This window comes from Pacificibacter marinus (assembly GCF_018860665.1).
GTDB lineage: Bacteria > Pseudomonadota > Alphaproteobacteria > Rhodobacterales > Rhodobacteraceae > Celeribacter > Celeribacter marinus_A.
The window spans coordinates 123,551-149,156 of sequence record NZ_JAHKPK010000040.1 but is presented as its reverse complement, the minus strand read 5'-3'; the positions used below and the strand labels follow the sequence as shown (position 1 = coordinate 149,156).

Here is a 25,606-nt window from a genome sequence, read left to right as displayed (position 1 = left end):
CGGGTTCAGGCGAGCTTGGCGTTTTTGCTGTTCTGGGTCTTTGATGAAGTGTTGGCGATCCCAAACCAAATTGCCGATATAGAGCTCGTTGTTGAGAATACCGGTGCCGCGTTTCCAGTTGCCCATGATTTTAGAGCGCCCCCATGTGCCTGCGCCTTTCCTGTAGATATGTACGGACTCTCGGGACACTTCCTGTAAATTACCCAATTTTGGGTGGAGGAAGTTTTTATGACGAACGAAGAACGTGACATTCAACGCAAGCTGAGAGTGCTCCAGCATGCTGAGAAGATCGTCAATGTACTCAAAGCATGCCAGTATTTTGGGATTGGGAGATCCAGCTTTTATAGATGGCGGGATGGACCTGTCACGGTTTGATGCCGCTCCTTTGATAGCATTTACTGTAACAAAAGAGACGGACTATGCACGGCACGGCAGGGTTATGCGCAGCATGATCCCGAGAGTGGGACTGAAACGGACAGACGAATTCCGCCAAGATGCAGTGCGGATCGCGCTGACCAGTGGGCTGACGCGTAAGCAGGTGGCTGATGATCCATTGCCTGGCAGGGTATTGCGCAGCAATGTCCCGAGAAGGTGGGCGTCGGCATGTCGACATTGAACAAATGGATTACGGCGCATCGAGACACGGATGTCGTGTCAAAAGAGGATTTAAGCCTCGCCCAAGAGAATGACCGGCTTCGACGTGAGAACCGCATTCACAAGGACTTGATCCGGATATGCAAACCGTCCGGGGGACGGCTTGCCCGGTGAAAGAGGGAAATTCTAAAAAAGTCACGGTGCGTCGACCGGCAGGGCATTGCGTAGCAATGTCCCGAGAGGGATCTTTGCGAGCCAAAAGCCGTGAGGTTTAAGTTTATCCACTGCCCGGCAATTGAAACGTAGTTTCGATGAGAGGGGAAGAACACCGATCTGCATTTTCCATTGAACTGATGTGTCGGGCTATGGCTGTTAGTCCGCGCGGTTTGCGGGCGCATCGCAACCGACCTGCCAGCCGCAGACAGCGGTCTGACATGGTGACGTTGGCACACATTAAAGAACAATCGCGCCTGAGCTTGGGCAGCTATGCACTGCACGTCAGGGTATTGCGTAGCAATGTCCCGAGAGTGGCCGCCCCCGTATGACCGTAGAGTTGAAGGAGATTGGTTTGAATGTGGGTCATCGTCGTGTTGGCCGTGTCCCTCGGGCAAATGATCCCCCAGATCATTTGCGGAACCCTCGTCACTGGGCCAGAATGGCATATCCGGTGTGCGAACCCGCAAACATAAGGCCACGACCGACAGTAATCACAAGTTCAACATTGCGCCAAACCTGCTGGATCGTGACTTCACCGCCAACGCGCCGAACCAGAAATGTCTTCTCGGGACATTGCTGCGCAATACCCTGACAGATAACAGGCTGGTGACATCAGCTATGTTTGGACCCAGGAGGGTTGGCTTTATCTTGCGCTCGACCATTGTCCTCGGACCAATGGCGGACAAGGTCTCGCTTCTGGACCTGCATTCACGCCGTGTCATTGGCTGGGCGGTCAGCAATCTGATGAAACGGGACTTGGCGATCCGTGCGTTGTAAATGGCCATTGCGTTCAGAACACCGCCCAGAGGCTGCATCCACCACACGGATCGCGGGTCGCAATACTGTTCTCATGATTATCGATGCATCCTGCGCCAGCACGGGTTTAAGGTATCAATGTCTGGCAAGGGCAATTGCTACGATAACGCGGCTGTTGAGACGTTCTTCAAAACCCCTTCTCGGGACATTGCTGCGCAATACCCTGCTAGGCAGTGATCAAGGCTGAGCTGATCTGGCGGCATCCTTGGGAGACACGACGCAAGGCTGAGGTGGCGATCTTCGAATACATCAACGGCCTCGTAAATCCACGCCGTCGCCACTCAGCATTGGGCTGGAAAAGCCCTGTCGCTTTCGAACGCAAGGTGGCTTAAACGAGCACTTGGGGCGGCACTAAAGCGCGACAGGTCCATAAGAAGTTCGGGGGGATGGCGAGGCCTCAGCTTGCGTTGAATGTCACGTTCTTCGTTCGTCATAAAAACTTCCTCCACCCAAAATTGGGTAATTTACAGGAAGTGTCCCGAGAGTCCCTACATATCTACACTATCTCGCAACGCTTCAAGGTGATTTTTTCAAAGGGTGTCGCAACTTTGGGCTTCTCGTCGTCGACCATGATCTCAGTGAATACCTTTTGTGGTGGCTGTTTTTTTTAGGCGTTTTTCTTTGGCCGCGCCCCCCCCCCCGAAAACTTGCCTCCACTTATAGGCCGACCTATTTGATACCCGACAGCCTTTTTCTACGTCACCAATGCTGAGCTTTCCTGAGCTCATCTGGCGGGCCATTTCACGTTTGAATTTAGTTGGGTACAGATAATGCTGCATAGACCTGTTACGGTTTGATAGGCGTTGTTGCTCGCGCGCTTATCTAACTGCAGGGGCAGATCATCTTCAAAGTGGTAGGCTCAGTGGTCGGGGCCTACTTATACGCTTTTTCCGACGCCAACCGATTGAGCGAGCTTGTTATGACAGGGGCCCAACAAAGAAGGGCTCCACGCTTTTGCTATCGGTGGGTTCCTATCTACCCCCTAACTCATAAGATGATTTTTCAGGACTGGATGATGGGCTAAAGTGTATTCAATCTGAATCAGTTTCACGACGCTGATTAAAAAAACGGCCCCGTTTCAGGGGCCGCTTTTAATTTTAGTTTAAATCCGCTGTCATCGGATCGTAGGCGTAAAGCCATGCGGGATCTTCAGGTTCTTTCAGCCATGTGTTGGCGTTGGAAATTGTCTGCACCTTAGTCGCGCGTTCGCGGCGGGTGTTTTCATAAGATGTAAAGGCAGAGGTGTAATTGTCGAGACCACTTTGAGACAAGGCACGGGTTAGCACAGCCGCGTCTTCGATTGCCATACATGCCCCTTGAGCCATGTGTGGGCGCATTGGGTGACAGGCGTCACCCAGTAATACCAAGCGTCCTTGGCTCCATAAGTTCAATGGGTCACGGTTCCAAAATGGCCATTTGGTGACGGTTTCTGTGGCGTCGATCAGGGCCTGAACCATTGGGTGTGAACCACCGAAGGCAGCTTCCATTTCTTCGCGAGAGCTGTCGATAAAGCTCGTTTCATGATCCCAAGTGTCCTGTGGCAAGCCAGTGACATAGTAGTATTCGGATTGATCGTTTTTAGTCGCATATGCCATGATGTGACGGGATTTTTCCCACCACCATTTGACGCAGGGCTCAAACTCAAGACCAGAGGCACGCAGTTTGTCCATATTGACAAGCGCTCTGTGGCCGACCCAGCCGCTGTAACGGGGTTTTTCAACACCAAGCAGTTTTTCACGCAGCATTGAATTGATGCCATCTGCGCCGATCACCAATTTTGCTGCAACTTTTTTGCCATTAGCAAAGGTCAACAATACATCGGAATCACGTTCGACAATATCGGTAAGGCGATGATTGAAATGTACTTTGTCTTGGGGCAGGGCGTCGATTTGCTCGGCATGCAGATCGCCGCGGTGAATTGTGATGTAAGACGCACCGTATTCTTTTTTCGCGTAGTCACCCAATGGGATTTTCGACAAGTACTCGCCTGTGTTCCCATCGCGTGAGAACCAGTGATCGGGGTGGGACCCAATGGTTTCCAGCCGTTTTTCCAGTCCGATTTGGCGGAAAATCTTCATTACGTTTGGGCCGATATGAATCCCTGCGCCAAGGCGCGTGAATTCTGGTGCCTGTTCAAACGTGTGAACGGAAAATCCAGCGTCCAAAAGCAAAGCCGCAGCGGCTGCGCCACCGAGCCCCGCGCCGATCAGTGCGATATCTACTTGGTCGATCTGTGTCATGTGGTGTCCTGTATGTCAGAATCAATTTGTTTGTATGCCAACAATTATCCAAGACTGACCAAAAGTCAAAAGCCTATGTTTCAAACAGTCATTTGAAAGAGAAAAATGCTTAAAAAATAGGCTATGGCCTGCAGTAGAGATGAATGTGGATATCGAAAGGCTGCATTGTTGATAGGCATGATTTCTCGACGGAATAACGCCATTAATTAATATTTTGTATAATATAGAGGCTTGAGTTTCAGAGGGCCGACTGTCAAAATGGATGAAATATTTGTAATTGGGCAGTGACGTGGCGGATAGCATACAAGAGACAACGCGACGCAAGCCGGGACGCCCCAAAGAGGGCGTTGAGCTGCGAGATGTGATCCTAGATCAAGCGGAGCTTATCTTTTCACAAGCTGGCTTTAATGGCGCCAAAGTGCGCGATATCGCGACGGGCGCGGGGGTTAATCAAGCGCTTGTGCGGTATTACTTTGGGTCAAAGCAAGATCTGTTTGACGAGGTTGTGCGTCGTCGCGGCTTGGTGATTTCTGCTGCTCGTCACGTTTCTTTAGATAAACTTTTGGCTCAAAAATCACATTTGAATGTTGAGGGTATCATACGAAGTTACCTTAAGCCTCAATGGGATATGAAGTATTCTGGTCCCAATGGCGCAGCATTTGTGCGATTGCAGGCGCGCCTGCATTCTGAGCTGGATGAACATGCCTTGCACCTGCGCAGCGAAGTCTATGACGCGTCTGTCAAGCGGTACATTGATGCATTGTGTGACGTATTGCCTGATATTCCCAAAGACGTGATTTCCGTGCGCATGGCCTTTCTCGTTGGCACCTACATGTTCATGCTCAATGATCTTGGACGGCTCAATGACTTGACTGATGGCCAAATCGGCGATGTAGGGCAGGTGGCAATGTTGGATCATCTGACTGCGTTCTTGTCAGCGGGTCTTAAGGCGCCACTGCCGTAATCACGCATTTCGACTGTTGCTTAATTTCTGTGCATCTGTCGCTGGAATAATTATTCAGACTTGTAATTATACCAAGTTGTAATTAATCCTCAGGTCAACCCAAGCCAGCAAGGATGAGAATCATGAAGAGTTTTCGTATCGGGCAAATCGTGCCAAGTTCTAACGTCACCATGGAAACAGAAATCCCCGCGCTGCTCAAAGCGCGTGAAGCCATCGCCCCTGAGCGTTTCACGTTTCATTCCGCACGGATGCGGATGAAGCATGTGACCAAAGAGGAATTGGCAAAGATGGATGGGGATAGCGATCGCTGTGCGCTTGAACTTTCTGATGCCAAGGTTGACGTAATGGGCTACGCCTGCCTCGTGGCGATTATGTCCATGGGCAAAGGCTATCACCGCGTTTCTGGCGAACGTCTTGCTGGTGTTGCTGCTGACAACGGTGGCGCTGCTCCTGTTGTCACCTCTGCTGGTGCATTGGTTGATGGTATCCGCGCGCTTGGTGCCAAAAAGGTTGCTTTGATTGCGCCTTACATGAAGCCATTGACTGAAATGGTTGTGGAATACATTCGCGACGAAGGCATCGAAGTCGTCGATTATATCGCGCTTGAAATCCAAGACAATTTGGCCGTCGCAGCACATGATCCAATGAATTTGCCTGAGATCGCGAAGCGGTTGAAAGCAGATGACGTCGACGCGATTGTGTTGTCCGCCTGTGTGCAAATGCCATCGTTGGCTGCAGTGTCTATGGCCGAGGCAATCACTGGTAAGCCTGTCGTCACCGCAGCAATCGCCACGACATGGCAGATGCTCAAAGAACTTGATCTTGATACACGCGTTCCCGGTGGCGGCACTTTGCTGTCCGGCGCGTACTAAGGAGACTATGATGGGATACGGATATAACGTTCACGCCAATGGCATTCGTCACCACCTGATCCATTATGAAGGGCAAGGACCAAAGCTGCTTTTGATCCCTGGAATTACATCACCTGCGATCACATGGGGTTTTGTTGCAGAACGTCTTGCCGCTTCTTTCGATGTCCATGTTTTGGATGTTCGTGGTCGTGGTTTGAGTGAAACTGGTGATCTGGATTACACGCTAGATGCGATGGCGGCTGATGCTTTGGCCTTGGCTGAAATCATGGGCCAGCCAATTGTAATGGGTCACTCTATGGGCGCGCGGACTGCTATTCGTGCGGCTGCGACCAAACCTGATGCTTTCAAAGGCGCGATCCTGCTTGATCCGCCTGTTTCTGGTCCAAATCGTCGTGCGTACCCACCGCAGTGGGCGTGGTATGGCGACTCCATTCACATGGCCGTTAAAGGCTGTTCCGCTGAAGACATGCGGGCCTATTGCCCAACGTGGACGGACGAGCAAATCGCGCTGCGTGCCGAATGGTTGCACACCTGTCATTGGGGCGCGATCCGCACGGCCTATGACGGCTTCCACACCGATGACATCCATGTCGATGTGCCGAAATTGACGATCCCAACACGGTTGGTCATTGCGGGCGGCGCGCCTGTGATTCAGGCCGAAGATGAAGCCGAACTCAAAGAGCTTTTGCCATCGCTTGAGGTGCGCACAGTTGAGGGTGCAGGGCATATGATCCCTTGGGATGATCTCGAAGGATTCTTGGCCGCAACTTTAGATTTTAAAGCCTAAGCAACAGGGAAAATAGATAATGGACCACGCAAGTTTTACTGAAATCTGTCTACATCAACTTAAGATGTCAGGCGTGCGTAAAGATGAACGCCTGATCGTTTTGACCCAAGGCAACGAGCGTTTGGATTACGCTGACGCCTTTATGGCGGCGGGCCGTGTGCTTGGCGCGAATATGTACCACATGCGCCTGCCAGCGCCTGCGATCACCGGCGAATGGGCTGTGGGTCAAACCGGTCTGGCGGCAATGCCTGACGCGGTTGAAGCGTTGAAAAACTGTGAGATGCTGATCGATTGTATCTTTTTGCTGTTCTCACCTGAGCAATTCGCAATTCAGGCCGCGGGCACTCGCATCTTGACCGCAGTTGAGCCGCCAGAGCTTTTGGCCCGTATGTTGCCCACGCAAGAGATCAAAGAAAAGGTCACGATTGCAGGCGAAATGCTGTCTAAAGCCAAAGTCATGCGCATCACGTCGCCTTATGGCACCGATGTGACGTATAAATTGAACACCTATCCAGCCGTCACAGAATACGCTTGTACGGATGAGGCTGGTCGCTGGGATCACTGGCCGTCTGGTTTTGTGTTCACAGGTGGCGATGATGATGGTGTTGATGGCACGATCGTTGTGGCGGCGGGTGACGTTCTGTTGCCGCAGAACACCTATGTACGTGATCCGATCACCTATACGATCAAAAAAGGCTTTATCACCGACATGTCTGGTGGGCTCGATACCGAGCTGGTGAAATCCTACATGGATGCCTTTAACGATCCACGCGGTTTGGGCATGAGCCATGTTGGCTGGGGCATGAACCCCAACGCAAAATGGCACAACATGATGCCGGGCGCATTCCCCGGTGGCATGGGTATGGAACCGCGCAGCTACTACGGCAACGTGATGTTCTCGACTGGGCCAAATAACGAATTGGGTGGACCAAATGACACGGCCTGTCACCTCGATATTCCAATGCGCAATTGTTCTTTGTTCCTTGATGATGAGCCCATCGTGATCGATGGTGATATCGTGGTCAAAGACATTCAGATGGAACGCACCTAAGGGCTTTTCTTTAGGTTCTTTCTAGGGCGGCCATCTTTCCCCTGATATGGTCGCCTGCCAAATTCATTAAAATAGTTTTGAAGCCGTAACACATCCCATCAGCACAAAGGACAAACCATGTCTCAGTCAAATACTTACAAGGCCGCAGGTTTCGGCGCATCTGTGCCGCGTGGCACGCGTCCGGGGATTGTTGTGGTTGATTTCTCATATGGGTTTACGGATCTTCAATACCCAACAGCCTCAGATGCTGCCGCGCAGTTGGAAAAGACGAAGCGCATTTGTGACGCGGCCCGTGCCAAAGGCTATCCTGTTATTTTTACGACGATTTCCTATCATCCTGGCGAACTTGACATACTGCCTTGGCTGAAAAAAGCCACAGGAATGCGCGCACTTGTTGAAGGTACGCGTTTGGTTGAAATCGATGTGGCAACAGGCATCCAGCCCGAGGATGCGATCGTGGTCAAAAAAGGGGCGTCGTCGTTCTTTGGCTCAACGCTGAATGCACTTTTAACAGGAGCGGGCGTGGATACCGTTGTTGTCACGGGGGCGACCACATCTGGTTGTGTGCGTGGAACTGTGGTTGATGCGGTGCAGTCGGGCTATAACGTTTTGGTACCTCATGATTGCTGCGCTGACCGCGCAAAAGCGCCCCATGATGCGAACCTCTATGACATGGATCAAAAATACGCGGATGTCACCGATAGTGATGATATCTTGAACTGGCTCGACAGCCTATAAAACTGGTAAAAAGTGCTGATGCTCTATCGGGCCTTGAGCGGATATGCGATCTTGGCCCTTTGGCTTTAGCACGGTTATTCACTGTTGGGGGCAAGCACAGTTTCCTTGTTTCCTGTGCAAAAATTTCGATCACTTTACGTAAAGTCCATCACAATTTTGGCCGTTTCCACGAGACACTCTTGAAAATTAATGTTTCATAAAATTTATGACTTCCCCCGTCTCTTATGGTCGTTATATTGTTTGTAAGCTAACGACTTTGTATTGGATGCGCCCCTATGCCTGATGAAAAATTGCATTTAAACATCAATGGACACAGCAGGGCCGTTGCGGGCGATCCAGACAGAACACTTTTGGATTGTCTGCGTGAAGAAATGGACCTCACAGGCGCGAAATACGGTTGCGGCATGGCGCAATGCGGCGCTTGTACCGTGTTAATTGATGGCGCACCGGCGCGGTCTTGCGTGTTGCGTTCGCGCAAAGCTGGGTGGCATGAAATCACCACACTCGAAGGGTTGCGCGACGCTAAAACAGGCCAACTTCACCCCGTGCAAGAAGCCTTTATTGAGATGCAAGGGGCGCAATGTGGTTACTGTGCCAATGGCATGATCATGACGTCGATTGCCTTTTTAGATCAAAATCCATCCCCCACCGAAGTCGAAGTTCGTCAAGCCCTGCGCCATAACTTTTGCCGCTGCGGGGCGCATACTGAAATTATCGCCTCTGTGATGCTGGCCGCTGAGAAAATGAAAGCCAAACCATGACCAATCTGCCCCAGCTCAATATTTGTGACACACTTGGCCAAGTGCATGTGTCCATCGACGGTACAGGTAAAGTCACGGGCTTTTGCGGCCATGTGGATTTGGGCCAAGGCATTGAGGTGGCTCTGGCACAAATCGTTGCCGAAGAGTTGGACTTTGCGCTGACAGATGTGGCGATGGTGCTTGGAAATACCGCCGCCACGCCAGATCAGGGGCCGACGATTGCCTCTGAAACCATTCAGGTGACAGCAATTCCACTGCGCCGTGCGGCTGCAACTTTGCGTCATGAATTGACGCGCCGCGCAGCTTTGCAGTTGAATGTCGCCGCAGCAGACATTGTATTTGATCAAGGTCATGCCTGTGCCGCTGAGCGCAAGGTGGCTGTCGGCACATTGATCGCGGCGACTGATACTGAGTTGCTGATAGATGAGACTGCCAAGCTCAAAGACCCGTCTGAGTACAAAGTTGTCGGGCATAAAACGGGTCGCCGAGATTTACTTGCCAAAGTGAATGGTGATTTCAACTATATTCACGATGTCAAAATCGATGGCATGTTGCACGCCCATGTCATCCGTCCGCCGTATTCTGGACGCGATAGTGGGCCGTTTGTTGGCACAAGTTTGATTGGCTATGACGAAGCTGCGATTGCTGGCCGCGACGGGTTCGTTGCGGTCGTTCGCCAAGGCGATCTGCTGGGCGTTGTCGCAACGCAACCCGATATTGCACGCGCTTTGGCCGAAATGTTGCCCGTGCATTGGCGTATGCCGCCAGAGTTGCCAAATATGGGTGATTTGGCCAATACTATCCGTGAACAGCCCAGCACAGAACGTGTGTTGGACATTGCGGGCGACATTGATAGCGCTTTGCACAGTTCCGATAAGCATCTCAAACGCAGCTATGTTTGGCCCTACCAATTGCACGGCTCTATCGGTCCGTCTTGTGCGGTTGCCGATTGGGCCGATGGCGCGCCCGTCATTTGGTGTGGCAGCCAAAACCCGCATATGTTGCGTGCGGATCTTGCCCAACTTGTTGGCTTGGATCCCGAAAAGATCGACGTCAGACGGTATCAGGCCGCTGGGTGTTACGGGCGTAACTGCGCCGATGATGTGGCGGGCGATGCGCTGATCATGTCGCGCGCTGTTGGGCAGCCTGTGCGGGTGCAATTGACACGCGCGCAAGAAAACCTGTGGGAACCCAAAGGGGCTGCGCAGATTATGGATGTTGAGGGCGGTTTAAAGGATGGCCGTTTTCACGCTTACCGCCTTGATACATGGTATCCGTCTAATCGCGGGCCGAATTTGGCGCTTTTGCTCACCGGAGTGATGGGCAACCATCCGCAACCTGTGGAAATGGGCGATAGAACCGTTGTGCCGCCCTATGTCATTCCTCACAAACGCATTACCGTGCATGATTTGGCGCCCGTTGTGCGGGCCTCATGGTTTCGCGGCGTGTCTGCTTTGCCGAATACCTTTGCCCATGAATGCTTTATCGACGAACTCGCCTCTGAGGCCGAGGCTGACCCCGTGGAGTTTCGCCTCGCGCATATCGAAGACACGCGGGCGGCGGACTTAATCCAACGCACGGCTGAGGCTGCTGGCTGGGAGCGCCGCACAGGCCCGCGTTTGCGCCGCGAAGGGCGCATGGCTTACGGGCGCGGATTTTCGCATGCGACCTATGTGCATGGGAATTTCCCTGGTGTGGCGGCGGCCTCTGCGGCTTGGGTCTGTGATGTCGCTATAGACACCGAAACGGGGGAGGTTACGTTGACCCGCGTATTCGTTGGGCAGGACCAAGGTTTGGTCATTAATCCCGATGGGGTGCGTCAGCAAATTCACGGCAATGTACATCAAACGGCAGGGCGCGTGCTTGGCGAACAAGTTAGCTTTGACTCGATTGAACCGACGCAAAAAAGCTGGGGGGATTACCCCATTATGACTTTTCCGCAAGCACCAGCCATTGAAACAATGTTGATCGAGCGGCCAGATGAACCGCCGCTTGGGGTGGGGGAAAGTGCCGCCGTTCCGTCGGCGTCTGCGATTGCGAGTGCTATTTTTGATGCCACAGGGGTACGGCTGCGCGAAGTGCCCTTTACGCCTGAACGTATGCGGTCTGAATTGCGGGACGCTGGGTATTTTGTCCAAGGCGACGCGCCTGCAAAGCCCAAATTTGGGCTGCGAAAACGTATGACAACTGCGGCTTTGGCTGTTGGGGGCGCGTTAGCGGTTGGGGCTGTTGCGATGCCGCTCTATCGCCCGATTGCGCCCACCAGCCCTCCGCCTATGAATAGTTTTTCTGCTGAGCTTTTGGAACAGGGACGGCAGGTTTTCGCAGCTGGCAATTGTATTGATTGTCATACTGCGCCCGGTGGAGTTCCAGGCGCTGGGGGAAAGCCCTTTGAGACCCCATTTGGCACGATTTATTCGTCCAATATATCTTCAGATCCTGAAACAGGTTTGGGCAGCTGGTCTTATGACGCTTTCAATCGCGCCATGCGCACAGGCATCAGTCGTGATGGATCAAACCTGTACCCTGCATTCCCGTACACGTCTTTTGCGGGCATGTCTGATGATGATATGTTCGCGGTTTATGCCTATATCCAATCAAGCCAAGCCGTAAAACAGCCGGCTGAGCAAGCGCAGATGACATTCCCAGCGAACTTGCGCCCGACAAATATTGCATGGAATTGGATGTTCCAAAATGTGTCTGCACCGCTTGAACCGCTGGCCAATCAAACCGACGCGTGGAATCGTGGCCGGTATCTGGTGGAAACCATTGGCCATTGCAGTGCTTGCCACACCCCGCGCAATGCCTTGGGGGCGGAGAAAACTGGCGAGGCGCGGTATACGGGGGCCATGGTCAACGGTTGGTATGCGCCGCCTTTGGCTGGGCCCGATGCGGCCACGAGAGGCTGGACCGAGGCCAGCTTGAGTACGTATCTGCAAACAGGTCACTCAGATGAAATTGCTGCCGCAGCTGGTCCAATGGCTGAAGTGGTTTCTAATCTTCAAGAGCTCTCCGAGAGCGATATTCAAGCTATGAGCCAGTATTTGGCGAGCCTTTTGCCTGAAACGCCTGAGTCTGCGCTTGTTGCCACATCTGCGACCATTGCTGATCTCGGGCCTGCTATGTTGAACACGCAATCGCACCGTATTTTTGAAACCTCATGTGCATCCTGTCATGAACCCGCTGTGGCTGGCATGTTTACCGCCGCTCAAGTGCCATTGGGGAAATCGATGGCGATCCGCGCACCATCAAGTCAAGCCGTGAAAACCATTATATCTCAAGGGTTACACGCACCAAGCAATCTTGGCCTGCGTGATATGCCGAGCTTTTCGGACGATCTGAGTACGGCTCAAATGGATGAGATGGCGCAGTATTTGCGTAAACGATACGCATCTGATTTGGATGCTTGGCCAAGCGAGTAGCCGTGCCAACTCTGACTGGCGAAGCCTTTTCATCCATGCAATAGTTATGTTCGCCGCCCCGATGCCGTTGGCGGCGAAATTTATTTGGGCTGGTATGATGACTGACACGCTGAAATCACAAGACACCGACGAAACTTTGATTGAAGAATACGAACTCGAAAAACAAATTGGGTTTTTATTGAGGCGGGCGCATCAGCGTCACATCAGTATTTTTACAGAGCACATGCAAAATGGGCTGACGACTCAACAGTTTGCCGTACTCATGCGGTTGCGTGAAGCTGGGCGGCTGTCTCAAAACGAACTTGGGCGTCAGGCGGCGATGGATCAGTCGACCATAAATGGTGTGGTGCAAAGATTGTTTAAGCGCGGGTTTGTGCAAAAAAATCCAAGTGCAACTGACAAGAGAATGATCTTGCTTGAACTGACCGAAACAGGTTTGTCGACCTTGCTTGAGGTGATGGGGGCCGCGACTGAGATCTCGAAAGAGACCCTAAAACCATTAAAGCCTCAGCAACGCCAAACGCTGCTAAGGCTTCTTCGTCAGATTTGTTAGATCGCTTTTGCTGTCGGTTACAGGAACGCTAGGCTGATTTGTGGGACGAGTGCGAGAATAATCAGTGCAAAGAACGTGACGACAAAGAACGGCAGTGATGTGCGGAACACAGCTATAGGGCTGATTTTCGCGACATTCGCTGCGATGTACAATCCGATGCCGACAGGCGGTGATAATAATCCAAGGATAAGATTGATCGACACCACAATCCCAAAGTGAATAGGGTCAATGCCGTAGGTTCCTGTCGCAATGGGCAGCAAGATCGGTACGACCATGATGAGAGCAGGGATGCCGTCAATAATCGTGCCAAGCATCAACAAGATCACCATCACAAGCAGCATGAACATGACCGGCGTCGTTGCGACCGTTTCAATCCATGCGGCAACAGTTTGCGGTACTTGGCCGAACACCAACACCCAAGAAAATACACCCGCCGAGGCAACAAGAAACAGCACCAAAGAGGAATTGATCCCTGTGCGCAACAGGATGGGGCCTAAGTCTGAAACCTTCAATGTTTTGGTAAAGAATATACCGAGCAAAGCTGCACAGAGCGCACCAAGTGCCGCGGCTTCGGTTGGGGAGCCGTATCCACCAAGGATGGTGCCGATAATCACAGCGGGAATGAGCAACATTGGCAGCGCTTGGTAGAGCGCTTTAAAACGGTCAGGCCAGCTGAGGCTTTTGCCGCGTGGATAGTTGCGCCAGTAGCCAAGCACCGCGATTGTCGCGATGAACAAGCCCGTAAGCATGATGCCGGGCAGGATGCCTGCCAGCAGCATGTCACGCACGGCAAGCTGCGCCAAAACAGCATAGACAACAAAGACGATTGAGGGCGGAATGATCGGGCCAAGAAGACCACCAAAGGCCGTCACGGCCGTGGAAAAGTCGCGCTCGTAGCCTTCTTTTTCCATCTCAGGCACCATAACTTGCGTCATCATCGCAATCTGCGCTGTGGCGGACCCCAAAATTGATGCCACCATCATATTCGCAATCAGGTTGATATAGGCCAGCCCCCCTTTCAGGGAGCCAACGAAGACAGCCGCAAGGCGGATCAAGCGCTGCGTGATGCCCGCGCCATTCATCAATTCACCGATCAAGATGAACAATGGGATTGCCAAAAGGCCGAAGTTGTTCAAAGAGCTGAACATTTGCAGGCCAAAGCTGTCCAGCAACACTGTGTTGCCAGAACTTAGAATGAAAACATAGGCGGCAGAACATAGGATAATGCCGATTGGAACGCCTACGACCAACAGAAGGAAAAATATAAGTACGGTCATTAGATGTTATCCATTTTAAGGCCCGCGGGATCATTAGGGCGTGTCAAAAAGCCTAAGTCTTCCAGCAGATTTGTTGTCGCGTGTATCGTAATCCCGAGTGCGAAAAACGGGACGATAAAATAAAGGAAATAGGTCGGAATCGCCATCACAGGTGTCATGTCTGTGTAGATGAAATTAAACGTCTGGGCCTCAAACGCGCGCGTATCAAACCCGTTTTGCATCAATACGACAGGGTTAAACCATCGCACGCAGAGATAGAGAAGAAGGATCCCAAACGCGGCTGATATAAGCGATACAGTCGCCCGCAAGAGCACTGTAACTTTGTGCGGCACAAAGGTGTGCAGCAGTAATACAGCCGGATCAATCCGTGCGCGTAACATCAAAGAGGCACCTACAAACCCTGACAGAACCATGGTGTAAATGGCCAATTCGTCGGCCCATGCTAAGGTGATGCCAAACATTCGCAACAGCACATTTGTCAAAATAAAAACGGCCAGCGCACCTATCAAAAATTTCAGCAAAAAGCGTTCGATGGCGCTAAAGCCTGATGATAGTCGGCTCAGGGCACGTGGGATCATCGTATCTTCCAATCTGGATAAGTGAAAACCGGCGACACGGGGGTGCTGTCGCCGGCCTTTTTGGGGTTAGTACGTTGCGACGAGTGTGCGCAATTTTTCAACGTAAGGTGTTTCTTTGCTCCAGTCAGCATCCCAACGCTCAACGATGTCACCAAAAAATTCAGAGCTGACATCTTCGGTCACTGTCAGGCCTTCGATGCCTTTGAGTTTCTCAAGTTTGCCAGCTTCTTCTTCGACAAAACGATCGATCGTGGCGTCACAGTGCTGTTGAGCCGCCGCGCGTACAATCGTTTGATCTTCTGGGGACAATTGTGCCCAAACACGACCAGAAATCAAAGCAACCATTGGGAACAAGTGGTGGTTGGTTTCCATCAAGTTTGACGCGTGGTCGTGGTAGCCAAAGTTGATGATTGACTCGTAATCCATGTCGATCGCATCAATCTGACCGTTTGCCAATGCATCGTAAACTTGTGTCAACGGCATGGGGGCTGGGGCTGCGCCAAACATTTCAAAGAACGTCTGAATAGCTGGTGCCGGCGTGATGCGGAAACGCATGCCGTCAAGATCTTCGGCGGATTCAATGGCATCTTTCGTCATCAACTGGCGCATGCCTGTCATAGCGTAGCACAAACCAACGGTGCCTGTTGCGGCAGGCAAAGCGTCAAGAATTTCGATAGCCTCATCAGAGCGCAAAACTTTGGCCGCATCTGCGATGTTATCAACAAGGAACGGCGCGTGAAGGGCACTCATGTCTGGTACGCGTAAAGTTAGGCCTGCAGATGTGAGCCAAGCCATGTCCAATGCGCCTGTTTGGAGCTGCTGCAACATTGTGCTTTCGCTACCAAGCTGGCCAGATGGGAACGTCGTGACAGAAAAACGACCATCGGAAGTTTCGTTCAGGGTTTCCCCCATGGCGCGCGCTTCTTGGTTCCAGACGTGGACAGGGGGCGTGATAAGGCCGACCCGAAAATCATGGTCCTGTGCTGTGGCAGCAAGCGGTAATAGCATTGAAGTCGTTGTTGCCAAGACGGTTAGAATTTTATTCATTGTTCTCTCCTGTTGAAGTCTGTTGCCACGGGTCAACCGTGTTCGTTATTGCGGCAACGTGCGAATTTTTGACACACCATTTTTGGGTGTAATTTATGTTTGTATAGAAACATGTTTGCGTCAGCGTTTTGAGTCAAGAGATAAACTTTGAAACGGTTCAGTATGAGGTTGAGTGCCATAGCGTAAACTATGATTTCTCGAGCAAATTACTCTCAGCTACATGGGGTAAAATGCCTGATTTATTTACGATGCGACGCTGATTTTTGAACAAATGGCTTGGGTCTGCAAAGGCAAGGATGGCACTGAGTCATCTGGCACCTGTTTAAGGTAATTAGCAATAAATCATCAAGGATATAGGTTTTTGGCCCAAGAGGGGGGCACGTTCGTCTTGGATAAATCTCTAGGTGAGATTGCATATAGAAACAGCTTCTGAAGGGTGGGGTCGACAAGTGAGGATCTATGCTGTCGATTAAAAAATACGCACATTCTGAATTTGCTCAATTTTTTATCAGGCGCATCTCTAAAATTGATCCTTTTACAGTCGGTTCACGTCGTCAGCGCCGCAATTGTAAAAATTTGATAGATTCTTGTTAGCTGTAGCGTCGCATCCTAGAGTTGAGTATTGGCCTTTTTGGTAGGCGTTTTGAGTGGAATCTGTCGCGTATTTGAACGGGTATTACGTTGCTATAGTCGCCATGCGCTCGTGTGTTTTTGCCGCCGTCAGGACACTTAAAATTCAGATGACATTTACAAAATAGCATTTTCAGGGATTGCAAAACAGGCGCATGGCAGCAAAACAGCAGCGAGATTTATTGCTCACCTCTTGGATGGGCGTGAGTCAAACCTAAGATTTGGAGCCACTGAACATGACAACTTATAAACTTGCGCTGATCCCCGGTGATGGAATTGGTTTGGACGTGACCGATGCCACAATGGAGGTGCTGACGGCTGCTGCGCAACGTTTTGGCTTTGAGTTGAAAAGCGATGTCTTTCCGTGGTCTTGCGAATATTATATAAAACACGGTGTGATGATGCCCGAAGATGGTATCGCAACTCTGTCTAAATTCGACGCGATCTATTTGGGCGCCGTCGGCTGGCCAGATACGGTGCCAGACTCGGTGTCCTTGCACGGGCTTTTATTGCCGATCCGCAAAGCATTCACGCAATATGCCAACATCCGCCCGCATCGTTTGTTGCCGGGGGTCGAAGGACCGCTGAAATGTGACGCCTTTGATATTCTGTGCATCCGCGAAAATACCGAAGGCGAATATTCTGGCGCTGGTGGGCGTGTGCATCAAGGTCAAGACAATGAAGTCGCCACCGAAGTGTCTGTTTTCACGCGTAAAGGTGTTGAGCGCATTATCCGCTTTGGGTTCGAGCAAGCCCGCGCACGTCGCAAGCATTTGACGTCTGTGACGAAATCAAATGCGCAAAAATACTCTATGGTGTTTTGGGATGAAGTGACACGCGAGGTTGCGCAAGAGTATCCTGATGTGACCGTCAGCCATATGCATATCGACGCGATGTGCGCCAAGATGGTGATGGCGCCGGAAACTTTGGATGTCATCGTGGCGTCCAATCTGTTTGGTGATATTTTGACCGATTTAGGCGCTGCTATTCAGGGGGGCTTGGGCTTTGCGGCTTCTGCAAATATCTGCCCTGATCCTGCCGTGCCATCGATGTTTGAACCTGTTCACGGGTCTGCACCTGATATTGCGGGCAAAAACATAGCCAACCCGATTGCCGCCATCTGGTCTGGCGCAATGATGCTGGATCACTTGGGTGAAAAAGATGCAGCATCAGCCGTGCTTGCCGCAGTTGAGGCCGCCACCTTACAGGGTGTTGGCACGAAACAGGGTCAAAGCACCACAGATGAAATCACGGCTGCGATTCTTGCGGCACTTGAGGTATCATAATCCAGGATAAGTGTGTCTCCCCCCCAGTTGTTTGGATAAATGGCGGTGGGGGAGCATGTTTTTCGACTGTTCAGAAAAATGCGCGGCACCTCTTGCCTCCCAGCACAAGTGCGTTAAACCGTTTGCATGATAACAATTCGCGCCTTTGATTTTCCAATCTCTCATGCCATCGCTCACGCGCAAGGCCGCGCGCAGAGTGATGATATGCCATGTGTTTTGGCGATGATCGGGGGCATCGCGGGACCATCGTTTCGCCCTATCGGTGCCAGCATGTTTGTGATGCAAGATGGCACTTGTTTTGGTGGGCTGTCGTCAGGCTGCATCGATGGGGATGTGGTGCGACACGCAGCGCATGTGCTCAAAGATAGCATCCCACGCAAATTGCGCTATGGGCAAGGATCACCCTTTATGGATATCCAACTGCCTTGTGGTGGATCATTGGATATTTTCCTTGTTCCGATTGCTGACATTGGCCAGTTACAGCCCGTGTCCGACACTATAACTGAACAGCGTGCCGTGACGCTGACAGTCGATATGGATCAGGGTGGGGTTTCTGTCACACCACACAGTCTTGATGGTCAAAGCGTTGATGGCCAAAGTGCCCGCGACCAAAACACCCAAGAGCAAACCACACAGCTGCATATTATTCCTGACGTGCGTTTTGTGGTGCTGGGAGCAGGGGCTGAGGCGTCTGCCTTTGCCGCGATGGCGGTGTCTGCGGGGTATGACACGGTTCTTTTGTCACCGGATACCGGTACACTGGCGGCGGCGCGGCGTGCTATTCCGAATTTAAGCACACTCCACATCACCCAAGCGGCCATTCCCGATGAGATTGCGATTGATGCCCACACGGCTGTGACCCTGTTCTTTCATAGTCACGATTGGGAAGCGGATATTCTTTTGAGTGTTCTCAATTCTCAAGCGTTTTACATCGGGGCACAAGGCAGTTTTCGTACTGCGACTGCACGGATTGAAGCATTGCGTGCTAAAGGCGTTGATGAGGCCGATCTTGCGCGTCTCAAAGGGCCAATTGGTTTGATCCGCTCCACGCGCGACCCGCGTACTTTGGCGGTGTCAGTTTTGGCCGAAGTCCTGTCGTTTGAAAATTCGCAAAGGCAGCTGTGATGCGGGTCGGGCTTGTCCTAGCTGCGGGCCACTCGCGCCGCTTTGGGGCGGATGATAAATTGCTGGCGCTCTTGAAGGGGCGTCCGCTGTGTTCCTATGCGTTTGAAACCTTGAATACGCTTGGCTTGGAGGCCAGCTTTGCCTGCGTGCAAAGCGATCAAGTGGCTAAAATCGCCCAAGCGGCTGGGATTAAAGCGGTGCAGGTGCCCCAAAATGCGCAGCACAGTGACAGCCTGCGCGCTGGGCTGCATATGGCGAAATCACTGGGGGCTACTCAGGTGCTGGTCATGCTTGCGGATATGCCCTTTGTGCCTGTGCCGCATATTGCGGCCTTGTTTGAAATGGCGCAGGCGTCACCCGCTGCCAGTAGCTGTGGCGACCAAACTCTACCGCCTGCGGTATTTCCCGCGGCTTACGTCGCCGAACTTCTGGCGCTGTCTGGCGATCAGGGGGCGGGGCGTGTAATCAAAGCGTTGTCCGATAATCAAGTTTTGCCATTGCCAGCACATGCGCTTTTGGACATCGATACCATCGCTGATCTACGGCGCGCCCATCAACCTGACGAGGCCAAATAGCCGCTTTATCTCGGTATTCTCATCACTTTTGCGTACTGTATTAATCGTATTTTCTAAAGCGGTTGTGGCGGTGATTCAATTTGGGCAATTCGATTTCAGCGTTTGCTGGCGACGTTTCTTTTGCTGACGCGTCATATGCCACAATACTGCTCAGATGACTATCAAACACGCCAATCAGGCGGCGCATGGTGGGAACGTTTTTCAAGTCGCGTGGCCATCTCGCTGGCTGGCGTTTCGTTGCGGAAGGCGATAGGATTTGGTTCATACAGTTCTGATTGCAATGGGCCCCTCATGGACAATGAATCTGTCTCTCAAGAGACTATCGACAGTTACGATCCGCGTGAACATCCGGCGCAACTCGTTCGTAGAGTGCATCAGCGCGTCGCGCAAATGTTCACGCAGGCCGTCGTGATGCCGAACCTTTCAGTCACTCAGTTTGTGGCATTGGTGACTTTGCTTAAGGAAGGTGCCGTGTCTCAAAGCCGACTTGGGCGTCTGACCTCTATGGATCCGTCGACCACGACAGTTGTGGTGCGAAAGCTTGAAAAAGACGGGTTGATCAAAAAAACAAAGAGCGCAGACGATCAGCGCGCGTCAGTTATTGAATTGACGCCTGCTGGGCGCGACTGTGCGCAGGTCCATATTCCGATCAGCCTGAAGGCCAAAGAAGACCTTCTTGCGCCGCTCACACCTATTGAGCGCAGCTTGTTTGTTGAGCTCTTGCGCAAAGTTCTGTCGGATTGTCCCGACTCTCAGTAACTTCGTACTGAAATTAATTATCGAATGGTGTTTATTCATTTTTGATTAAATATTAATCTTTATCGCCCATTTTTGATAAATTACTTCAATTATTTTCGATTTGTGATGATTTTTCTATCCCTATTTACTTTTAGTACGTACTAATTCCCCTCAACGCACAGGCTAACAGTGAGGGAATGAATATGACAACTTTGGTCAGAAATGCATGGTACGTCGCGGCATGGTCATCGGAAATTGATGATGAGTTGCGTCGCTTTGTGATCCTTGGGGATCCGGTTTTGCTGTACCGCCGTGGAGATGGCACTGTTGCGGCTCTTGAGGACCGCTGTCCGCACCGCCTGTTGCCGCTCTCTAAGGGAAAGCGCATCGGGGACGCTGTGCAGTGTGGGTATCATGGGCTGACTTTTGGCTCTGACGGGAAATGCACGCGGGTGCCGGGTCAGGATAAGATCCCGCCATCTGCATATGTCGAGGCTTACCCTACCGAGGAGCGTCACGGTATCGTTTGGATATGGATGGGGGATGCGCATAGTGCGAACACTGACGATATTTTCGATTTGCCGCAGTTTTCCGATCCGAATTGGCATGCACATCACGGTGATGCTCTACATCTTGAATCCAATTATCTGAATGTGGCTGAAAATCTCGTGGATCCGGCGCATGTGAGTTTTGTCCATCCTACGACACTTGGCAATTCTGCATCGGAAAACGTGCCGGTTCATGTTTCGACAGAGGGCAAGACGATCACAGCGTGGCGCTGGATACGCGATGCTGAGCCGATCGGCTTCTTTAAGGCGTTTGGCGGTTTTACGGGCAATGTGGATCGCTGGCACTACTACCATCTTTATGTCCCATCCATCGCTGTGATTGATTTCGGTTCGGCTGATGTTGCAGATAAAATTAAAGAAGATGATCGAGATTCCGGAAACCGTATTTTTGCGCTGCACTTCATGACGCCGGTGACAGAAAACTACACAATCGACCGCTGGATGCATTTGCGAAATACCGCAGTGGACACCGAAGAGGCTTCCGAGAAAATCGATGCGATGTTCCGGATTGCATTTGGTGAAGACAAGGAAATCCTTGAGGCGGTTCACGCCGAAGAGCAAGCCCCCCTTAAACGCCGCCCAATTCGGATCGCCGTGGATCGCGGGCCGATGGTTTATCGCAAGCGTATCAACGCGTTGCTTGAACGCGAGAGGACGGTTGATGCGGCCTCAGAGCCAGATACGTCTTTCATCTATCATGACTGATGCGTCGTAACACCTTTGGCAACACTGCCCTCGCGGGCATCCTATTCAGAAAGTAAACGCATGACGCCAATCTTGATTGGTTGTAACGGCCGTGGGGCGCAAGCCTCTACGCCCGAGCGACCTGTTGCATTCACTGAACCATCGCTTTCAGACCAGTTTCAAATGGTTGCACAAGCAGGTGTGTTCGACTTTTTTGATCGCTTGCCTCTTGAGCATGAGGTTGATGCTTTTCTTGACTTAAAAGCTGCAAACGCTTTGCCAGTGCATACGGCGAGCGGTGTTTATGAGCTGGGAGAGCAGTATCTTCCTGCTTTGCGCGCCAATATGGAGCGCGCGGTAAGGGTCGGGGCGAAGTTCCACAATATGATGGTCTATAACTGGCACAGCGAAAAGCGTTGGGTCACAGATGATGAGGTCATTCGCGCTTGGCTTGATGCGTGGGAATTGGGGCAGGAGCTTGGGATAGAGCCCTGCTTTGAGTTGCATGTGAATATGTGGAGCGAAGATCCGCGCCGCATTTTGACAGTGGCTGAAGCGTCGGACAAGCAAGGCGTTCCATTTAATTTGACGCTCGATTATTCTCATATGCTGTTCAAAATGGGCGATGATGCTGAATTAGAGGTGTCTGGTATTCGCGAAGATGTGACTGCTGGGCGTGTGGTTCTTGATCCTTACGAGCCAAAAAATTTGGTGGATCAATGGCTGGATGCCGGACTTGTGCGGTGGTTTCAGTTGCGTTCTGTGACGCCGTCTGGGCCGCGTAACCTGTGGTCTAGGCATGATAGATCTAATGGGGCAGCAGGCGTGCCCGATGATCCGCACCAACGAAAGCGCGATGGGGAATACGGGCGCGCGATCCTTTATCCCTTTACTCGGCCAGCGCCAGGGGAATGGCATTCACCTTGGGAAGCATGGCGGTTGGAGCCGTGTAAGCATGTGGCCCGCAAAGTGTTGAAATACCACGCGGATCATCCTGACAGCCGTTTGGCGGTGATCACAACTGAAATGATTAATTTGACAGACTATGGCGATGGTGCGCGGTTTTCTTTGATTGATCAAAATGCTGCAATTGCGCAGTTTTTGCGTGACGAAATGACGGTACTTGGTGTGCCGCAAGGTGGGTCAAATGGTTGACGCTCCTATGATGCTGGAAGTCGCGGACCGTGTTCAGGAAAGCCGAGATGTGATTTCGTTGCGCTTAAAGGTCGTGGGGGGCGTATTTCAGCCATTTATGGCTGGGCAACACTTGCCCTTGCGGCTGAATTTACCAGAGCGCAAAATCGCAACCTATACGATTTCCTCTGATCCGGCGGATCACAGCGGTTATCGTATCAGCGTTAAGTTAGAGGCTGGCGGTAAAGGCGGATCACGCTTTTTGCATGAACGGGCGCAGGTCGGTACGCGTCTGGCGGCGGAAAAGCCGCGTGGCGGATTTGTGTTGGCGGACGATGCGCGTCCGGTGCTTTTGCTCACTGGCGGGATCGGGATAACACCGGCGCTCGCGATGCTTTCTGTGTTGGCACGCCAGCCTGATCGACCGGTGTATTTTGTACATGCTTGCATGGATGCGACGCAGCACGGTTTCGCCGAGGAGCTTGCTGAGGTCATCGCGGGAGCGGCGCATATTCACAGTTATACCGTCTTTGCAGAAGGGGATGATGGCGACCTGTCTTCTGGCCGTTGTCAAGAAATTGGTCTCTTAGGGCGAGACAGCTTGCGTAATTTGCTGCCGCTTGATGCCTACCATGTCTATCTTTGCGGCCCCAGTGGTTTCATGACCGCGATGCGTGAGGTTTTGTGTGACCTTGGGGTGCCTGATAGTGAGATAAAGCAGGAAGTTTTTGGGGCCTCTCATGTGGCTGCTACAAAAAAAGTCACTGTCCCTAGTGCGTCCCAGTTGCCTGCTTCTGAAGCTGGAAGTGCAGGGCAGGGACCTATCGTTCGCTTCGTGAAATCTGGTATTGAGGTGGCTTGGGATGGTTCGAGTGAAAACCTTTTAGAGCTTGCGGAAGCTCAAGGGCTTGCTCCTAATTTTGAATGCAGATCTGGAATATGTGGTTCATGCGTCTGCCGCAAGGTGTCTGGAAATGTTACGTATACGGAAGACTTGATCGATTCGCCTGAAGAGGGAGAAGTCTTCATTTGTTGCTCTGTACCAGAGGGAAATGTCGAAATCGATCTGTAAGCATTCGGACTTCAAATTAGCAGAGGTTGCCTGAAAAATAGGCATACTTAGGGTGCAATCGGATGCGATAGAAATAAATTATTCAGTTGAATATTTTATTTCTATACAAACAAGTTTTAGTCAGCTTTTCTAAATGAATAAGGGAGCAAAGACCCGAAAAGGGCAAAGAACTCCGTAGTGAAATGCACTGCCTTCAAGGCTGATATCTTGAAAAGAAATTCGCGGCCCGCGTTCGGTGGGCTGTGCGCGGATAGCCTGTGTCTATCTACCAACGCTCAACTTCAAAACGAACAGGGAAGTCATGAAAAAACGTAACCTCTTTACCTCCGCCCTTTGCTTGGCCACATTTGCCGCGCTGCCGTTTCAGGCTGCATTCGCTGATGATGCCTACCCCAGTAAGCCTATTCACATCACTGTGGTTTGGCCAGCAGGCGGTGGCCATGATCTTGTAGGTCGTCTGATTGGGCACGAACTATCAACCATCATGGACACAGCTGTCGTCGTAGACAATGTCACCGGCGCTGGCGGCTCTACGGGTATACGTCACATCGCCAAAGCAGACCCCGATGGTTACACCATAGGCGTGATGGGGCTGCATGCGGTGTCGCAATCTTACATGAATACCAGTGCGCCACAGCTCGATGGGCTTGATCCGCTGGCCTATGTCAGTGACGAACCGGGCGCTCTTCAAATTTCAGCCGATACTGGCATCGACACGCTTGAAGCCTATGTCGCGGCGATGAAAGAGGACCCGATGGGGCTGATGAATGGCAATGACCCACAGGGTGGTAACTCTTTCGTCTTTGCTGAAGTGATCCCGCAGGCGCTGGGCACTGATATGATGCGCTTGCCTTATCCGGGTCATGCGCCAACAGTGACCGCGTTGTTAACCGGCGAAGTGCAAACCGCAACGCTGCCGATTCCACCGATCCTTGAACATGCGCTCGCTGGCACGATCAATGTGCTTGGCGTCGCTTCTGAGACGCGTCACCCGCAGTTGCCTGATGTGCCGACGTTCAAAGAACAAGGTTACGATGTGGTTGTGAATGACTTTGTTATGATGGTTGCGCCGGTCGGTATCCCTACTGATATTCGCGCAAAGTTGGAATCAGGACTTCTGGCCGCAGTCAATAGCGAAGGTTTCGTTGCGGCAGCAAAGAAAAGCGGCATGGTGTTGCGTCCGCTTGGCGCGACTGATGCCGCTGCTGAACTCGCCATGCAGCAAGAGCTTGTTTATCCGCTGCTGGAAAACGCTGGACTCGTTGCACCGGAACTCAAACGCGACTGAAGCTAACGACGGGCGGGCCTTCTTGTGGGGTCCGCCAGCATATTTCAAGGTATACCCTAGGAGCCAGACATGACACCCCCCATTGATGGATCGGCGCGCAAAACATTTGCGGCAGGATTGCTGTTTCTCTTCCTCGCATGTGGCGGCTATCTGCTGTTGAGAGACAGTCAAGGCATGTATTCCAACATGCCTATGCGGGGCGACCCTGGGCCGTTCTTTTTGGCGTCTTTGTGTCTTGGATGTCTGGCTTTGGCTGGAGGTATTCTGTCTTTGATCGGGCTGCTGGGGGTGCGAGACCAAGGTGTCAGCCTTTTGCCAACACATCAATTCATTGAAGGTGTGCGATCTTGGGGGCTGCCAATTGGTTTTGTTGCCTCTTTACTCGCGATGCCAACGGCCATCGAAGGGCTGGGGACAATGTTGGCTGTAGTCCTGTTTTCCTCGATCTGGATTTACGTGTTGCTTTCTGCCCTGCGGGGACATGCGGTGCGACATGCTGTTGAAGCGCTCATTTTCGGAGCGGGCGCTGCGCTGTTCATCCAGTTGATTTTTGTGCGTCTTTTGACGCTTCCACTACCTGCTTGATCGG

22 protein-coding genes and 2 pseudogenes are annotated in these 25,606 nt (G+C 51.9%); 19 read left to right on the top strand and 5 right to left on the bottom strand.

The window, feature by feature from the left end; all coding sequences use genetic code 11:
• A partial coding sequence (locus KO497_RS12665; RefSeq protein ID WP_215944338.1) for a hypothetical protein occupies window positions 1-279 on the bottom strand: 279 nt, incomplete at its 3' end.
• Here KO497_RS12665 and KO497_RS19165 point away from each other — a divergent pair.
• A pseudogene (locus tag KO497_RS19165) lies at window positions 229-354 on the top strand (helix-turn-helix domain-containing protein); the annotation flags it as partial. The gene KO497_RS12665 and the pseudogene KO497_RS19165 overlap by 51 nt on opposite strands.
• 106 nt (window positions 355-460) lie before the next feature.
• Window positions 461-1,958: pseudogene (locus tag KO497_RS12660) on the top strand (IS3 family transposase).
• Between the two features lie 765 nt (window positions 1,959-2,723).
• Here the strand turns inward: KO497_RS12660 and KO497_RS12655 are convergent.
• On the bottom strand, window positions 2,724-3,866 hold the full coding sequence (locus KO497_RS12655; RefSeq protein ID WP_215944337.1) for an FAD-dependent monooxygenase: 1,143 nt from the start codon (window positions 3,864-3,866) through the stop codon (window positions 2,724-2,726).
• Window positions 3,867-4,155: 289 nt separating this feature from the next.
• Between KO497_RS12655 and KO497_RS12650 the strand changes: the two genes are divergently transcribed.
• From KO497_RS12650 to KO497_RS12615, 8 genes are all read left to right on the top strand, one after another.
• Entirely contained in the window at window positions 4,156-4,830 is a 675-nt protein-coding gene (locus KO497_RS12650; protein ID WP_215944336.1) for a TetR/AcrR family transcriptional regulator, read from the top strand.
• Window positions 4,831-5,000: 170 nt separating this feature from the next.
• Window positions 5,001-5,702, top strand: coding sequence for a maleate cis-trans isomerase family protein (locus tag KO497_RS12645; protein ID WP_215944344.1), 702 nt, complete (start codon window positions 5,001-5,003; stop codon window positions 5,700-5,702).
• A gap of 7 nt (window positions 5,703-5,709) precedes the next feature.
• Complete coding sequence (locus KO497_RS12640) at window positions 5,710-6,489, top strand: alpha/beta fold hydrolase (RefSeq protein WP_215944335.1); 780 nt, start codon at window positions 5,710-5,712, stop codon at window positions 6,487-6,489.
• Window positions 6,490-6,508: 19 nt separating this feature from the next.
• Complete coding sequence (locus KO497_RS12635; RefSeq protein ID WP_215944334.1) at window positions 6,509-7,540, top strand: leucyl aminopeptidase; 1,032 nt, start codon at window positions 6,509-6,511, stop codon at window positions 7,538-7,540.
• Between the two features lie 117 nt (window positions 7,541-7,657).
• Entirely contained in the window at window positions 7,658-8,278 is a 621-nt protein-coding gene (locus KO497_RS12630) for an isochorismatase family protein (protein ID WP_215944333.1), read from the top strand.
• 275 nt (window positions 8,279-8,553) lie between these two features.
• Window positions 8,554-9,039: a (2Fe-2S)-binding protein gene (locus KO497_RS12625; protein WP_215944332.1), complete on the top strand. Its 486-nt coding sequence runs from the start codon at window positions 8,554-8,556 to the stop codon at window positions 9,037-9,039.
• The gene (locus tag KO497_RS12620; protein ID WP_215944331.1) at window positions 9,036-12,461 is read left to right on the top strand and encodes a molybdopterin cofactor-binding domain-containing protein; all 3,426 of its coding nucleotides are present in this window, start codon (window positions 9,036-9,038) and stop codon (window positions 12,459-12,461) included. The genes KO497_RS12625 and KO497_RS12620 overlap by 4 nt, the downstream gene beginning before the upstream one ends.
• Before the next feature lie 94 nt (window positions 12,462-12,555).
• Window positions 12,556-13,014 (top strand): MarR family winged helix-turn-helix transcriptional regulator, encoded by a 459-nt coding sequence (locus KO497_RS12615; RefSeq protein ID WP_215944330.1) that lies wholly within the window; start codon window positions 12,556-12,558, stop codon window positions 13,012-13,014.
• 17 nt (window positions 13,015-13,031) lie between these two features.
• Here KO497_RS12615 and KO497_RS12610 read toward each other — a convergent pair whose 3' ends face one another.
• The 3 genes from KO497_RS12610 to KO497_RS12600 all read right to left on the bottom strand — a co-directional run bounded on the left by KO497_RS12610 (window position 13,032) and on the right by KO497_RS12600 (window position 15,916).
• A complete protein-coding gene (locus KO497_RS12610) occupies window positions 13,032-14,291 on the bottom strand; it encodes a TRAP transporter large permease (protein ID WP_215944329.1) in 1,260 nt (419 codons plus the stop codon).
• Entirely contained in the window at window positions 14,291-14,869 is a 579-nt protein-coding gene (locus KO497_RS12605; protein WP_215944328.1) for a TRAP transporter small permease, read from the bottom strand. Before KO497_RS12605 ends, KO497_RS12610 begins: the two co-directional genes overlap by 1 nt.
• A 66-nt stretch (window positions 14,870-14,935) precedes the next feature.
• Complete coding sequence (locus KO497_RS12600) at window positions 14,936-15,916, bottom strand: TRAP transporter substrate-binding protein (RefSeq protein WP_215944327.1); 981 nt, start codon at window positions 15,914-15,916, stop codon at window positions 14,936-14,938.
• Between the two features lie 866 nt (window positions 15,917-16,782).
• Between KO497_RS12600 and KO497_RS12595 the strand changes: the two genes are divergently transcribed.
• From KO497_RS12595 to KO497_RS12555, 9 genes are all read left to right on the top strand, one after another.
• Window positions 16,783-17,832, top strand: coding sequence for a tartrate dehydrogenase (locus tag KO497_RS12595; protein WP_215944326.1), 1,050 nt, complete (start codon window positions 16,783-16,785; stop codon window positions 17,830-17,832).
• A gap of 126 nt (window positions 17,833-17,958) precedes the next feature.
• Window positions 17,959-18,957, top strand: coding sequence for an XdhC family protein (locus KO497_RS12590; RefSeq protein WP_215944325.1), 999 nt, complete (start codon window positions 17,959-17,961; stop codon window positions 18,955-18,957).
• Window positions 18,957-19,532 carry a nucleotidyltransferase family protein gene (locus KO497_RS12585; RefSeq protein ID WP_215944324.1) on the top strand — a complete coding sequence of 192 codons (576 nt, stop codon included), beginning with the start codon at window positions 18,957-18,959 and terminating at the stop codon, window positions 19,530-19,532. Before KO497_RS12590 ends, KO497_RS12585 begins: the two co-directional genes overlap by 1 nt.
• Before the next feature lie 291 nt (window positions 19,533-19,823).
• On the top strand, window positions 19,824-20,291 hold the full coding sequence (locus tag KO497_RS12580; RefSeq protein ID WP_215944323.1) for a MarR family winged helix-turn-helix transcriptional regulator: 468 nt from the start codon (window positions 19,824-19,826) through the stop codon (window positions 20,289-20,291).
• A 182-nt stretch (window positions 20,292-20,473) separates the two neighbouring features.
• Entirely contained in the window at window positions 20,474-21,544 is a 1,071-nt protein-coding gene (locus KO497_RS12575; RefSeq protein ID WP_215944322.1) for an aromatic ring-hydroxylating dioxygenase subunit alpha, read from the top strand.
• A gap of 60 nt (window positions 21,545-21,604) precedes the next feature.
• Window positions 21,605-22,678, top strand: a complete 1,074-nt coding sequence (locus KO497_RS12570) for a sugar phosphate isomerase/epimerase family protein (protein ID WP_215944321.1) — start codon at window positions 21,605-21,607, stop codon at window positions 22,676-22,678.
• Window positions 22,671-23,729, top strand: a complete 1,059-nt coding sequence (locus KO497_RS12565) for a 2Fe-2S iron-sulfur cluster-binding protein (RefSeq protein WP_215944320.1) — start codon at window positions 22,671-22,673, stop codon at window positions 23,727-23,729. Before KO497_RS12570 ends, KO497_RS12565 begins: the two co-directional genes overlap by 8 nt.
• 301 nt (window positions 23,730-24,030) lie before the next feature.
• Window positions 24,031-25,017 carry a Bug family tripartite tricarboxylate transporter substrate binding protein gene (locus KO497_RS12560; RefSeq protein ID WP_215944319.1) on the top strand — a complete coding sequence of 329 codons (987 nt, stop codon included), beginning with the start codon at window positions 24,031-24,033 and terminating at the stop codon, window positions 25,015-25,017.
• Between the two features lie 69 nt (window positions 25,018-25,086).
• Window positions 25,087-25,602 (top strand): tripartite tricarboxylate transporter TctB family protein, encoded by a 516-nt coding sequence (locus KO497_RS12555; RefSeq protein ID WP_215944318.1) that lies wholly within the window; start codon window positions 25,087-25,089, stop codon window positions 25,600-25,602.
• Window positions 25,603-25,606 lie beyond the last annotated feature (4 nt).